Origin of the sequence: Paraburkholderia sp. ZP32-5 (assembly GCF_021390495.1) — a bacterium.
GTDB lineage: Bacteria > Pseudomonadota > Gammaproteobacteria > Burkholderiales > Burkholderiaceae > Paraburkholderia.
The window spans coordinates 4124572-4139140 of sequence record NZ_JAJEJP010000001.1 but is presented as its reverse complement, the minus strand read 5'-3'; the positions used below and the strand labels follow the sequence as shown (position 1 = coordinate 4139140).

Genomic DNA, 14569 nt, shown 5'->3' with positions numbered 1-14569 from the left:
AAAAAACCTTTGGGTGATCGGAAGCCATGCCGCTTTGGTATGGCTGCCGGGATGAAATCGGGCCGCGGGGAGCGCCCGGAAACAACGCTCCCCGCGCTCGCTGTTACGGCAACTCCGCCGCGCTCACGCCCGCCGGCAACGTCGCGCCATCACGAACATAGAGCGGCAACGTATCCACATCCGGAAGGATCGTGCGCGACTGCGGCCCCTGATACACGGCACCGGTCCAGAAGTCGTGCCACGTGCCCGCCGGCAGATAGACGTGCCGCGTGCCGATCCCGACGGTGGACAGCGTCGACGTCACCGGCGCGACCAGCAGGTCCGGGCCGAACAGATATTCGTCGTCGGCGGCAACCGCATTGGCGTCGCTCGGATACGCATACGGCAGCGGCCGCACGATCGGCGTGCCATCGGCAATCGTCTGACGCGCGGCGGCAGCGATATACGGCACCAGACGATCATGCAGCGTCGCATAGCGGCGATACACGGTGATCGCGTGATCGGTGACCCACCACGGCGGCACCGGCGTCTGCATCACCGGTGACAGCGCGCCCAGTTCCGTCCAGCGGATATACGTGCCTTCCGTCGGCGTCAGATCGGGATTGTTGAAGCCCGCGACACCGGTGTTCTGCCGATCACCGACATAGCCGCCGACGTCGCCGCCGGTGAACGCAAAGCCGCTCATCGATAGCGACAGCAACGCGCGCAGCGCCTGCGTCAAGCCTTGTTCACCAGGCTGGCTCTGATTGTCCGCCTCCCAATGTCCGGCCCAGCGCGCCGAACCGTTCCAGCCGCCGCGCGCGAGAATCACGAAATCGTCGTTCGGACGTTCGGCATGGAACGCGTCGAAAATCGCGTGGTGATAATCGTCGATATACGCGTTGTGATTGAGCCGGTTCGGCAAGCCGTTTTCCCAGACCGACGTGTCGGAAAGATCTTCCTCGCCGCGATCGACCTTGACGCCATCGACACCGCGACGGATCAGCGCCTGCAGGCTGTCGCGCCACGTCGAATAGGTCGCCGGGTTGGTGAAGTCGACGTGCACGCTCAGTCCGCGCGGCGGGTAATAGGTCTCTTCGTTGTTATCGGAGCGGGTGCCGGTGATGGTCCAGGCTTTGCTCTCGTAACTGGTCTGGTAGGTGCCGTTCACATACGGCGACAGCCACACCATCAGGCGCACGCCCTTGCCGTGGATCTGCGAGATCAGCGCGTCCGGGTCGGCAAACTGGGTCGGGTTGAAGTCGAAGCTGCCTTGACCGTTGTCCCACGGATTGTCGAGCCATACCGCGCCGAGCGGGATATTGCGGCTCTGCATGCCGTCGACCAGATCATTGACCGATTGCGTGCTGGTGTCGCCGTCCTGCCAGACCATCGGCTTCCACATCCAGTCGGGCGGAGTCCATTGCGGACCGCCGACGCGGCCGATGTACGCCGATAGCATTTGTGCCGGCGTGCCGTCGTAGTAGACCAGATCGAGCGCGTTGTTCTCGATCGTCGCGCGTACCGCGTCGGGGCGCTGGTCGCTGCGCGCAAACACGATTTCACCGCGCGCATCCGAATTGATCGCCGCGCCCCAGCCGCACGGACACCAGAAGAACGGCGACACGATTTCATTGGTCGACGTCTGCCGGTTCGAACCGGGACCATGACTGATCCACAGCGGCAGTGCGGTGTTGCGCATGTTGACCGACGAGAACCGTTGGCCGCCGCCGAAATACGCCTGGCTTGCGGGGCTATCCCACGATGTCGAAACAGCGGTGACGTTCGGTGCCGCCGGTGCGTAGTGGACCTTGACCGTACCGTCGCTCGCGAACGTCAGTGTCAGTGCCGCGCCGAGGCCGTCATCGGTCGTGACCGCCACTGTCGCGGTATCGCCCGATACCTGTACCGATTGCGCGCCGGTCGCGTAGTGCCACTGCGACCCGGTCAGATACGACAGCGGCCGATAGCTGACCTGCGGCAGGCCCGGATACGCCTCGTCGATGCCGTTGAGCAGATCGTTGAATTTCGCGTAGTCGGGATTGACCTGGGCCACCGGGCCGCTCGTCGCGGCGTCCTGCATCAGCGTGTTGCCGGCGGCGGTGGTCCATTGCAGATGCCAGCCCGAGCGGCTCAGCGTGAAACTCGTTTGAGCGTTACTGACGACGAATTGCGTGGGCGTTTCGCTGACTTTCAGCGCATTGCTGGTGCTGCCGGTATTGCCGCCACTATTTCCGTTGCCATTTTGTGTCTGAGTGGTTGAATCTTTTGAGCCGCTACAGGCGGCAATCGCGAAAGTCAGGCTGACTAGCAGCGCATGGAGTCGGCGGGCGCGCATCTCGATTTTAAATGTGAGTTATCGGAATTGAACCGCAATGAGAAAGCGGCGGTTCACGGCGAAATAATGACAATGGCGAGAAAAAATATTGAAATCGTTATCAATCGGTCAGGCTAACGATTACGAATTTTTACGCGCTCTTTTACAGATTCGTGTCAGGGCGCCGCGCAATTGGAGCTTGCTAGCGGTGCGACGGATGGTATTCAGCCCGGATTTCAGCTAGATGACGAAAGCCTTGTCGCACCTTGCATCATTCATGCGTGTCAGATCGATGACGAAAGCCTGCGATTTTCAATTCAAATGATCGATTTATAAAAAAACATATTAGGTTTATTCAATAAATTAATAGGTATGGCTAAATGAAGGCATTTCAGTGAAATGAAATAGGGCTAGGTAAGGCACGAAAGCTGTCATTAAGGAGACATACGCCAATGTCTTAATGCCGCACGAATCGCTTTCGGGCCGGGGATTGAATTGTTTTTGAACCCGATTGTGAGCCGACGAGTTCTCTTCGAAAACTGACTTATTGACGGGTTGAAAATGGATCGCCGTAAATTTATCAAGTGGGGCAGCTTCATGACGATGTCGGTCGCGAGCACCACGCTATTGAGCGCATGTGGTGGCAGCGACGTCTCGACGAGCACCACGAACAACGCCGGCGGCGGCGGTACCGGCGGCACGGCGAAACCCATGTCGTTTTCGCTGGGCGTGGCCTCCGGCGATCCGCAACCGGATAGCGTCGTGCTGTGGACGCGCGTCGACGGCGCCGACGGCACCAACCCGGTCAACGTCGGCGTGCAGGTATCGACCACCGCCGACTTCAGCGCGCTGGTCGTCAATACGACGGTGTCGGCGACGCCGGATTGGGATTACACGCTGCGCCACAAGGTCACCGGCCTGAGCGCGAACACGATTTACTACTATCGCTTCACGGTAGGCAGCGTGACCAGCACGACGGGCCGCACGTGGACGCTGCCGGCGGCGGGCCAGTCGCTCGCGAAGCTGAATTTCGCGGTGATCAACTGCCAGGACTGGAGCGTGAATCACTGGGCTGCATTCGACGCGATGCAGAACGAAGACATCAGTTTCATCGTGCACGTGGGCAACTATGTGTACGAGCAACTGGGCATCACGCTGCCGGTTACGCCGGCAACCGACCCGCAGCATCCGCCCATCAAGCTGCCCAACGGCACCGCGCTGCCCGACGGTTCGACCTACGCGACCACGCTCGCCGACTACCGCACGCTGTACATGACGTACCGCAGCGACCCGCGCCTGCAGCGTCTGCACGCGAACTGGCCGATGATCGCGATCTGGAACGACCACGAGTTTTCCGACGATTGCTGGCAGGATCACGAGACCTACACGTCCGCCGAAGCCGAGCAGACCGCGCGCCGCCGCAGCGCGAACCAGGCGTGGTTCGAATTCATGCCGGCCGACGTCACGTTCACGGCCGACAATCCGTCGTTCCAGAACATCCAGATCTATCGTTCGTTCACGTTCGGCGATCTGGCCACGCTGGTGATGACCGACGAGCGTCTGTACCGCGCCGCTCACGAAGTGGCCGAGACGACCTCGGGCAATCCGATCGGTGCCCGTTACTTCGTGCCGAAGGCCACGGTGGCCGCGGCCGAACAGGCGCGCCTGACCACTAGCGGCGGCGCGCTGACGCCGGTGACGATGCTGGGCGACACGCAGCGTCAATGGTGGCAGAGCCAGATGAGCGCGGCGAAGACCACGTGGAAGCTGTGGGGCAACGACGTGTCGCTGCTGCGCATGGAAGTGGATCTGATGGCCGCGCTGACGAACGCGCTGACCCAGGCCGTTCTGCAAACCACAAGCGGCCTCACGCCGTTCGAGGCGGGGTTCCATACGGCGATCCAGGCGGACCTGGCCGCCGCAGTGGCCGGCAACCTGATCCCCGCGCCGTTCGCGAATCTGAGCGCGTTCGCGGGGCCGGGGCCGGGGGGCCTCGGTTTCCCGACAGCCGACGTTCAGGACACGATCGCCGCGCTGAACGCGATGCTGCCGCCGTACTCGACGCTGACCACGATGCTGATGAACGCCGACCAGTGGGACGGTTACAACGCCGAGCGTCTGAATTTGATGGCGTTCCTCGCGGACAACAGCATCAACAACGTGGTGGCGCTGACCGGCGACCTGAATGCGTTCGCCGCCGGTACCGTGATGGACGACTTCGACGCCGCTACACCGAAGCCCGTGATGGTCGATCTGGTGACGGCCGGTATCTCGAGCACGTCGCTGTTCACCTCGTACGTGGGCTTCGTGAACAACCCCGCGAACAACACGGGCTGGCTGAATGAGTTGGCGACCAACGGCACCTTCAACAGCCTCGACACGACGCTGACGTCGAACAACAGCTGGCTGACCTACGCGAACACCAACGCGCAGGGTTACAGCGTGATCACGCTGACGCCGACGCTGCTGACCTGCAACTTCCGCAAGCTTGCTCCGGTGAGCCCGGCGGGTGTGGTGCCGACGGCGGCGACTGCGATCGCCAGCACCCAGGTGGTGACGGTGGCGGTGAATACGCCGGCAGTGACGGTGGTGGCGGCGCCGACGTAAGCCGCTGTTGTGCAGCGGGCGGGCGATGCGAACGCGCATTGCGTGCCCGAATAGATGGCCGCTTGCGGTTGCCGTGGATGCTTTCGCGGTGCCGCAATGCGGCTTTTTTGCATTTGGTCGGCAGCCGCTGTCACGCGACTAGCGACAGGTTGCGAATTACTTCACGGCGCCAACATCGCCAACACCGCCTGCATTGCCGACGCAGCCCACAGACGCCTACAAGCTTGCTGAAAGCCGCCCCTTGCCGATAGAATCCCCCGGTCACTAGGGAGTAGCCTTCCTTCATCGCATGAAGGAGAGCGCGTCAACATACTTGGCCTGCAGGCCATGGCGCGTTCGACCAGGTCGGTTTGGCGAGACTATTGACGCACTGCCTCGTTCTGGTCGGACGAGTGGCGGTGCGTCATGGTTCGTTACCTGCGTCCGACCACGGAGTTGCCCTGTGAATCATCGTTGCCCGCCGGCAGTCCCCTCGTGTGTTTTCCGTCCAGCCAGCCGTGCTCATCAGGCATGCGCCGGGAGTGCCGCATGACCGGTCTCGTCTTCGAACTCGCGATCATGCTGGTCGTCATCCTCGTGGCGGCCGAACTCTTCACCAATGCGCTCGAACATCTGGGCGAACGTCTGAAAATATCGGAAGGCGTGACCGGCTCGCTATTCGCGGCGGTCGGCACCGCGCTGCCCGAAACGCTGGTGCCGTTGCTCGCGATCGCCGGCAGCAAGGCCGGCGGCACGGTCAACGAGGAGATCGGTGTCGGCGCGATTCTCGGCGCGCCGCTGATGCTCTCCACGCTGTCGACGTTTCTGATGACACTCGCGGTGCTGCGCTCACGCGGCGTGCAGGGCTGGGTCGCGCCCGAGCGCACCGGCTTCACGCGCGATCTGAACTACTTCCTGTGCGCGTTCGCGCTGGCGGCCGTGGCGATGTACGTGCCGCATGAGCAACTGATCGTGCGCGCGCTGTTCAGCGTGGCGCTGGTGGGCGTCTACGTCGTCTATGTGGTGATGACGTTCCGTGCGTCGAGTCAGCTCGTCGACGCCGGGCACGGCACCGAGGCGCCGGGCAAGATGCTGCTCGCGCGTATCGGATTGCCGACCAATCTCGCGACGATCGCGCTGCAACTGGCGCTCGCGGTCGCGTTGCTGGTTTGGGGCGCGGAAGGCTTCATTCACGGCGTGCGCGGCGTGTCCGAAGCGGTGGGTGTATCGCCGCTGCTGCTGTCGCTGTTGATCATTCCGATCGCGACGGAATTGCCGGAGAAGGTCAACAGCATTCTATGGATCCGGCGCGGCAAGGACACGCTCGCGTTCGGCAACATCACCGGCGCGATGGTGTTTCAGGGCACGCTGCTGCCTGCGATCGGCATTCTGCTGACGCCGTGGACGCCGCGCATCGAAGTGCTGACCGGTGTCGCGATCACGCTTGCCTCCGCCGCATGGCTGCGTATCAACGTACGCGAGCAAGGCTTGCGTGTCGGCGCGCTGCTGGTGTGTGGCGTGCTCTACGTGACCTATCTGTCGATCACGTTGACGCGTTAGTGCCGGGCCCCGCCGCGCTTTTTCGAGTGCCGCAAACTCGTGATACAGTGCGACGCCATAGAGGACCGCCGCCACGGCCGGGGCCCACACAGGACAGACGCTAAGACAGACCCGACCACGGTTGGACGAAGTCAATCCGCAAAATCGCCGCAACCGGAAAACGCGCCGGCTTATCGTGCCGGCGCAATCCCTACCCATGCCAAACAACGTCCCGATCGTCACCGTCTCGTACAACACGCCGGATCTGGTCTGCAACCTCGTGCGCTCGATACGCGCTTTCTATCCGGCCAACCCCATTCATATCGTGGATGGCTCGGATAGCGCGCAAGTGGACGCGCTGCGCGAAGGACTGCAAGGTATCCCCGGCGTGGAACTGCACGCGCATGGCTTCAATATTCATCACGGCCCGGGCATCGCCTGGGCGCTGCAAAACCTGCCGCTCGGCGAACGCTGCCTGTTTCTCGACAGCGACGTGACGCTGCTCAAGCCCGGCATGCTCGAAGATCTGCTGGCGAAGCTGCAGCCCGGCATGTACGGCGTCGGCTGCGTGATGTCGGTGCGCCCCGACGGCATCAACGTGCGCGAAGGCGAGCCTGCCGATCCCAGCCTGCTGTACCTGCATCCGGCCTGCATGCTGTGTCATCCGGCGGTGATGCTGCAATGGCCGTTGCCGTTCAAGCACGGCGCGCCGATGCTGGCGGCGATGCAGGCCATCCACGATGCGGGCAAGTCGGCCGAGCTGCTCGGCGACGTGCGGTGGGTCGAGCACGATTTTGCCAATCCTGTTGAGCCGGTGTTTATTTCGCACCCGTGGCAAGGCACGGTGCAGCGCTCGGGTAGCTACAACCTCGATAGTCCCGATCGCGACATCCGCAAGAGCGGGCAATACGACACGACCGGCATCCCGTTCAATGCCGATCTGCTGAACGTGATCCAGCCGGAGACGCAGCGCGTTATCGAGGTCGGATGTAACGTCGGTGGCCTCGCGGCCGCGCTGAAGCGGCGCAACGCGCAGTGTCACGTGGTTGGGATTGAAATCCGCGAGGAAGCGGCGCGCTCGGCGATGCAGCACTGCGATGCGGTCTACGCGCTGGACGTCGAGGCGATCCCCGAGACCGCGTTCCAGCAGTTCTCCGATCGCCAGTGCTGGGTATTCGGCGACGTGCTGGAGCACCTGACCGATCCGTGGAAGGTGCTCAAGCGTATCCGCGCCGTGCTGCCGCCCGGCGGCAGCGTGGCGGTGTGCCTGCCCAACATGCAGCACTGGAGCGTGCAGGCGAGGCTCGCGATCGGCGCGCTGCGCTACGAAGAGGGCGGCTTGCTGGACCGCACGCACTTGCGTTGGTTTACCCGCCAGACCATCCTCGAAATGTTTGACGGCTGCGGTTATCGGCTGGTGGCTGGCCATCCGCGCATCTTCGACGAACCGCAGCGCGCCGCCGCACTGCCGTGGATCAAGGGCTTGGCCCAGGCGCTCGGCGTCGATCCCGAGCAGGCCGAAGCCGATGCACTGCCGATGCAGTACGTGATGCGCTTCGAAGCGGCCTGAGCGCCGCAGTCGCAACGCGAAGGGACCGAGCGCGGCAGCGCCGGTCTCCTTCACCACTCCGCGCTTTCCCGATCCGACCGCGACCAATCACGACCAGTCGCCAGCGCGCCGCGATGTACCGACAAAGCGGCGCTCGCTCGTCACTCAGTTCCGCCCCCCATTCCCACGCAAGCCGCCGCCCGACCCGTCACCCGGCAAACAGCCACAGGTTTCGGGCTCTAATTCGTGATTTGCGCGCGTGACAGGCTTGTCATAATCCGCTGAGCATCCGGAAGTGTCGGCGCAAAGCGCTTGTGATGAACGCGGGCGAACCCCCGTCACGCGCGCGCAAAGGCAATCCGGATGGCCGCCGCCGGCATCCCGCCGATCGCCCGGGCGGCCACATCAGAGCGGCAGACGGTTTGTCGTCCGGCAGGACGAGCGCTGTTATCCAGGATCGATTCGGGAAATTCATTCAATGACTGAAGGCAGCGGTGCGACGACCCAGACGGGCATGCTGCTCGTCGTGCTCGGTATGCACAGAAGCGGGACCAGTGCGACGGCTCGCGCGATGACGGCGCTGGGCGCCGATCTGGGCAATCGCCTGCTGCCGGCCGCCGACGGCAACAACGACAAGGGCTTCTTCGAAGACTACGACATCGTCAAGCTCAACGTCGAACTGATGGCGGCAGCCGGCATGGACTGGCACACGCTGGGCGAACTGGACCTGTCCCGGATCCCGCCGGAGCGGCTCGACGCATTTCAGACCGAGGCGCTGATGACGCTGCGCGGCAAATGCGCCGGCAAGGTCTTCGCGATGAAGGACCCGCGCCTGTCGCGGCTGATCAAATTCTGGAAACCGGTGTTCGACTGCGTCGGCGTGCCGGTCAAGTACGTGCTGTCGGTGCGGCATCCGCTCAGCGTTGCGCGCTCGCTGGCCAAGCGCGACGGTATGGCCGAAGAAAAGGCGCTGCATCTGTGGCTCGAACATGTGGTGCCGTCGCTCGTCGAAACCCGCGACCGTGAGCGCGTGATCGTCGACTACGACTGCCTGCTCGACCAGCCCGCCGCCGAACTGGAGCGGATCGCCGCGCAACTGTCGCTGCCGCTCGACCCGCAACGCTTCGACGAATATCGCGCGACGTTTCTGGAAGACGGCCTGCGCCACACGCGCTTCCAGCCGCAGGATCTGAATCTGGTTCGCGCGGCGCCGCGCGCGCTCAGACAACTTTACGGCGCGCTCGATGCCGTGTGCCGCGACGGCGCAAGCGGCGCCCCGGCGCTCGATACCGCGCTCGACGACGCGCAACAGTTCCTGACCGACGTCGCGCCGATGCTGCGCTACGAAGCGCGGGTCTATCACCACATCGCCGAGCGCAATGCCGCGATCGCGCAACTGAACCAGCATCTGGAGATCTTCAAGCAGGCCGTGGCCGGCAGAGATCAAAAGATCGCCGCACTCGAAGCACGTCATCCGCAGCGCGCGGATAACGCGATGCCGGCACCGGTTCGCGGCAACGGACCGTTGATCATCAGTTGCCTGTTCGGCGCGATTTTCAGCGAGGTTCACGACGCCATTCCGGGCATGCGCTGCGTGTTCTTCTCCAATAACCGCAACCTGAAAAAAGCCGCCGAAGCGAAAGGCTGGATCTTCGAGTTCGTGAAGACGCACCCGATGACGGACGATTACCGGTTTGCGTCGCTGCAGTCGAAGTACATCAAGTATCTGCAGTTCTTCGACGCGTTTCCGCAATACGCGGCGGAAGAGCTGATCATTTACTGCGATCACAAGTTCGCGCTCGATAAACGCCACGTCGAGTACATCGTCGGCAATTTCGAGGAAGGCAAAGCGGTGTTGATCCGCAATACGCCGCGCGTCAAGCTGTCGATCCAGGACGAAATCGATCAGGCGATGGAGTGGGAACGCTACGCGAGCACGATGCCGCAGACGGTCGCATGGCTGGAGCGTGAGATCGCGGCCCGAGGTCTGTCGATGTCGAACCGCATCATGAATACAGGGCTGATCGGCTATCGAAACGTCGCATCCGTCAAACCCTTGCTCGACGAAGTCTACGAAACCACATGGCGGCTGGCCCAACCGGAATGCCAGATCATCTGGGGTTTCCTGTCGCAGGCGTACGAAAGATTGATACAGCGGATCGAATGGGAAGTACTCGATCCGAAGTGGGTGGTTCTGATTTGATAGCGGTTTGACAGCGGCTTGACAGACCCAGCGAGCCGGCGCGCGGTTAGCAAACTAAAAAGCAAATTCAAAGCAAATTTAAAAAGCCAAATTTAAAAGGCACCAGATATGGCGAACGAAATAGCCAAGCAAATGCTTCGTCGTGGCAACGACCAACGCTTCTTTACGCGTTGGCTGTCGGGTGACGGCATCGATATCAGTACGGAACCCGGATCGTTGTCGAGCTTGTCCTCTTTCTTTCCGCTGGTGAAGTCGCTGCGCAACTGGCAGCAGTCCGATGGCGACGCGATGTTGATGGGAAGCGTCGCGGACGACACGTACGACTTCGTGCACGCGAGCCACTATCTGGCGCGGATGGACGATCCGCTGCAGGCACTCGGCAACTGGATTCGCATCTGCAAACCGGGCGGCCATCTGATCATCACCGCGCCCGACGAAGACCTGTACGAGCAGGGCGTCTGGCCGTCGACGTTCAATACTGACCACAAGTGGTCGTTCACGATCCATAAGCCGGCAAGCTGGTCGCCGCGTTCGATCAGCCTGTTGAAGCTGTCGATGCATTTTCAGGACGAAGTCGAAGTGCTGAAGATCGAAAAGCTGGATGCCGCGTTCAAGCAGGGCGAGGCGCGTTTCGATCAGTCGTCGTACGGTCTCGCCGAATCGGCAATCGAACTGGTGTTGCGAAAGCGCGAGCGCGCGGCAGAGGCCGGGAGCGCCGTGGATAGCGTCGAGGCCACGTTCGCGCTCGCCACGATTCATCATCAGGCTGGCCAAACCGACGAAGCGCTCGAAGGTTACAAGGCGGTGCTGCAGCATCAGCCCGAACATCTGCCCGCGTTGAACAATCTCGCGTTGCTGCTATCGAGCGAGAAGCGCGAACGTCTGCTGCGGCAAGCGCTGTCGATCAAGCAGGACGATCCGGGCACGCTGCAGAACCTGGCGATGCTGCTGGCCGAAAGCGGTCGCTTCGGCGAAGCGAAGGACATGTACGAGCGCGCGCTGCAGGTGCTGCCCGACGACTCGCGGGTCGTGTCGGCGCTGTGCGATGTCTATGTGGTGCTGGACGAACTGGATGCGGCGATCTCGCTGCTGGAAAGCAAGGCGGCGCTGTTCTCGACGCAGGACCAGGTCTATTGCCTGCTCGGCAAATACTGCCAGGCCGCTAATCGTATCGATGACGCGCTTGCCTATCTGTCGCATGCGTTGGTGCTGAACCCTGAGCACATCGAGGCACATATTCTCCGGGGTCGTCTGTTGTGGAAGAAGGGCGACTATGAGAGCGGCGCGAGCGAAATCCGCTGGGTCTGGCATGCGCATGCACCGGAGTTGCGCGAGCAGACCGGCCTGTTCACCGATGCGGCCGGTGAGCCGATTCGCCAGGATGGACGCACGATCGTGTTGACCGCCGACGGCGGTGCCGGCGACACGCTGCAATTCGCACGCTACGCGAAATTGCTCAACGAGCAGGGCGCGCGCGTGATTCTCGAATGCCCGGATGAACTCGCGCGGGTGCTGCGAGGTATCGACGGTGTAGATGAAGTGGTCGGCATCGGGCAACTGCCCGCGACGGTTGACGCCCGCGTGCCGATGCATAACCTGATCGGCGCGTTCCGCACGACGCTGTCGCGCATTCCGGCCGATGTGCCTTATGTGCATATCGACGCGGCCGATGTGGCCCGCTGGCGCGAACGTCTGGAGCCGCACACCGGATTGCGCGTCGGCCTGTACTGGGACGACCATCCGAAACACTGGCGGGATCTGCGCCGCTCGGTGACGGTCGAGCAGATGCTGACGTTGCCCGCGCTGCCGGGCGCGAACTACTTCACGTTGCGCCAGGGGCTGGAAACGCCGGTGCCCGCGTTGATCGACTGGTCGAGCGAACTGAACGACCTCGCCGACACGGCCGCGCTGATAGCCAACCTGGACCTGGTGATCACCGTCGATTCCGCGATTGCGCATCTTGCCGGCGCGCTCGGCACGCCGGTCTGGCTGCTGAGCCGCTTCGACGCCGAATGGGTCTGGCTCGACGAGCGTGTGGACAGTCCGTGGTATCCGAATCTGACGCTGTTCCGTCAGGCCCGCGCGGGCGACTGGGCGCAGGTATTGGCGAGTGTGTCGGTGCATCTCGCGCAGTGGATTGTGGCGCGCGCGAAGCCGGCGGCGGAAAGCGCGGCGGTGCCGGAAAGCGCGCCGGTGCCGGCGCCGGCGTTGCCCAAAGCCAAGGGACAGAAGTCAAAGAAGGCGGCGTCGACGAAGAAGCATCGCGCGCGCGGGTAAAGCCCCGGCTCGCGCGACCCGCGTCCGCCATGTCGTCATGGCGGACGCGGAATTACAGCGGCTTCACTGCAACCGCATCACAACCTCACAGCAGCTCGGCGGGCAGCCCCAGCCCGACCCGCTGCATCAGCGCCGCGCGTTGCTGGCGCAACGCATCGTTCGGCGCCGGGTGACGGCGATACACATACAGATAGTCCATGATCGCGTGCGCGTTGGTCGCGTTGCTGCTGTCGCCGCGCCGATCGGACGAATCGTCGGTGATTTCGTGGACGATCGAGCACGGCAGCGCAACGTGCGACGCCATCTCCTTGCGATAGATCGCCAGCATGAAGTCCCAGTCTTCGTAAGCCCGCATGAACGGGTCGAAGCGCGTCGAGCCGATCAGCGCGCGCGGGAACATCAGGCACGACATGTGAACCTGGTTCTGCACGAACACCATTTCGTTGAGCCGGCCGGCCGCGTCGAGCCGACGTTCGGAAATGAATTGAGGCTGCGGCCCGGCGCGGTTTTCCGTCACGACGAGGCAGTCGAAATAAACGAAGCGGCCTTCGATGACTTCCTGCTGGCTCGCGAGCCGCGACATCAGATCGGGCTGCCACGCATCGTCGTCGTCCAGAAACATCACGTAGCGCCCGGAGGCGAGATCGAGGCCGAGATTTCTGCTCAATGCCGGGCCCGGCGCGCCGCTGCGCCGGATCTTCATATCGTCCGGGCCGAGCAGGCGTTGGCAAACCTCGTCGGTGGCCGGATCGACCTCGTCGGAAATCACGATGATCTCGTAGGCGAACGGGCTCGTTTGCGACTTGATCGATGACAGCGCGCGTTCCAGCAGAACCGGGCGCTTATGGGTGGGAATGATGATGGAAAGAAAGGGGATGGCGGTTCGCGTCGTCATGTCGTTCACGGTTCGAGCGGATTATCGGCGGCCGGTTGATGCGGCGGATAAGGTTGTTCAGCGGGGCGGGTTGTGTCGTCGAGGACGGCAGCGGAAAAGCTAGACCAGGTCGCCAGCGACACTCACGCCCATCTGTTGCAGAAAATTAACCCGGTGTTGGCGGGCTTCGTCGCTCGGCGCCGGGTGACGGCGATACACATACAGATAGTCGAGCAACGCATTGAGGTCGCGCGCGCCATCGCTTTTGCCGCGATGATCGGTCGATTCGTCCTTGGCCTGAAAGATCATCACGCCTTGCACCGGCACGTGCCGCGCCATTTCCTTCTCGCACAGGCTCAGCAGAAAATCCCAGTCCTCGTACGCGCGCATATGGGTATCGAAGCGGATGCTGGTCAGCAGGCGGCGCGGAATCGCGAGGCTGGAATTCGGCAACTGATTGCGCACGTAGATCAGCTCGTTCAGGCGGCCCGATAGATCGAGCGGCTCTTCGGAAAGGCGGCGAGGCGGCGATTCGGCACGGCTTTCGGTCGCGATCATGCAGTCGAAATACACCAGCCGGTCTTCCTGGATCGCCTGCTGCTGCGCGAGCTGGGCGAGAAAACCGGGCTGCCACGCGTCGTCGTCGTCGAGAAACAGGATGTAGCGGCCCGACGCCAGGCCGATCGCGAGATTTCTGCTTTGGGACGGCCCCGGCGGCCCGTTGCGGCGGATATGGATGTCGCCGGCGCCTAGCAAGCGGTTGCATACCTCGTCATCGGCGGGATTGGCGACGTCGGCCACCACAATGATTTCGCACGGAAGCGAAGGGTCCTGCGACTTCACCGATTTAAGTGCGCGCTCCAATAATACCGGCCGCTTATGGGTCGGAATAATGACCGAGAAAAAGGGCGCTGCGGATTGCATCTTCGCTCCGTGTTGGAAATGAGCACTTTAACGGCGCCCCCCGCCATGCGGCAAGGCACCCGGCCTGTATATCGGCCGCGCGCGGCGCGATTTGAGCCGCTTCGGCGGTTCGGCAGAAATTACCTTTTTCATATAGCTGTCACCCGATCGCCGAACGGTCGTGCGGCAGTGCCGCAACTGCGACGATGAATTCGCGGTGACTTGACATCACCACGTCAAACTCCAGGCCTGGTGCGGCTTTCCGGCCGATTGGCGACGCCCGGCCGGCGCCGCCTGGGTCACTTCACGACGGCTTTTCACGCCGGCCATTTTTCCTTACCG

The 14569-nt window shown here is 62.8% G+C and carries 8 protein-coding genes and 1 riboswitch; of the genes, 5 read left to right on the top strand and 3 right to left on the bottom strand.

Features of this window, described 5'->3' with window-relative positions:
• Nucleotides 1-103 precede the first annotated feature (103 nt).
• A complete protein-coding gene (locus L0U82_RS18025; protein WP_233832766.1) occupies nucleotides 104-2317 on the bottom strand; it encodes a glycoside hydrolase family 31 protein in 2214 nt (737 codons plus the stop codon).
• Nucleotides 2318-2857: 540 nt separating this feature from the next.
• Between L0U82_RS18025 and L0U82_RS18020 the strand changes: the two genes are divergently transcribed.
• From L0U82_RS18020 to L0U82_RS18000, 5 genes are all read left to right on the top strand, one after another.
• Nucleotides 2858-4903: an alkaline phosphatase D family protein gene (locus tag L0U82_RS18020; protein ID WP_233832763.1), complete on the top strand. Its 2046-nt coding sequence runs from the start codon at nucleotides 2858-2860 to the stop codon at nucleotides 4901-4903.
• A gap of 254 nt (nucleotides 4904-5157) precedes the next feature.
• Nucleotides 5158-5328, top strand: a riboswitch (yybP-ykoY riboswitch).
• A 103-nt stretch (nucleotides 5329-5431) separates the two neighbouring features.
• Nucleotides 5432-6442: a sodium:calcium antiporter gene (locus L0U82_RS18015; RefSeq protein WP_233832761.1), complete on the top strand. Its 1011-nt coding sequence runs from the start codon at nucleotides 5432-5434 to the stop codon at nucleotides 6440-6442.
• Nucleotides 6443-6638: 196 nt separating this feature from the next.
• The gene (locus L0U82_RS18010; protein WP_233832759.1) at nucleotides 6639-7991 is read left to right on the top strand and encodes a bifunctional glycosyltransferase/class I SAM-dependent methyltransferase; all 1353 of its coding nucleotides are present in this window, start codon (nucleotides 6639-6641) and stop codon (nucleotides 7989-7991) included.
• Between the two features lie 457 nt (nucleotides 7992-8448).
• On the top strand, nucleotides 8449-10173 hold the full coding sequence (locus L0U82_RS18005; protein WP_233832757.1) for a sulfotransferase family protein: 1725 nt from the start codon (nucleotides 8449-8451) through the stop codon (nucleotides 10171-10173).
• A 108-nt stretch (nucleotides 10174-10281) separates the two neighbouring features.
• Nucleotides 10282-12450, top strand: a complete 2169-nt coding sequence (locus L0U82_RS18000; protein ID WP_233832755.1) for a tetratricopeptide repeat protein — start codon at nucleotides 10282-10284, stop codon at nucleotides 12448-12450.
• 85 nt (nucleotides 12451-12535) lie between these two features.
• On the opposite strand, the gene L0U82_RS17995 is transcribed toward L0U82_RS18000, so the two are convergent.
• Complete coding sequence (locus L0U82_RS17995; protein WP_233832753.1) at nucleotides 12536-13345, bottom strand: glycosyltransferase family 2 protein; 810 nt, start codon at nucleotides 13343-13345, stop codon at nucleotides 12536-12538.
• 99 nt (nucleotides 13346-13444) lie between these two features.
• Entirely contained in the window at nucleotides 13445-14248 is an 804-nt protein-coding gene (locus tag L0U82_RS17990) for a glycosyltransferase family A protein (RefSeq protein ID WP_233832751.1), read from the bottom strand.
• Between the last annotated feature and the right edge of the window lie 321 nt (nucleotides 14249-14569).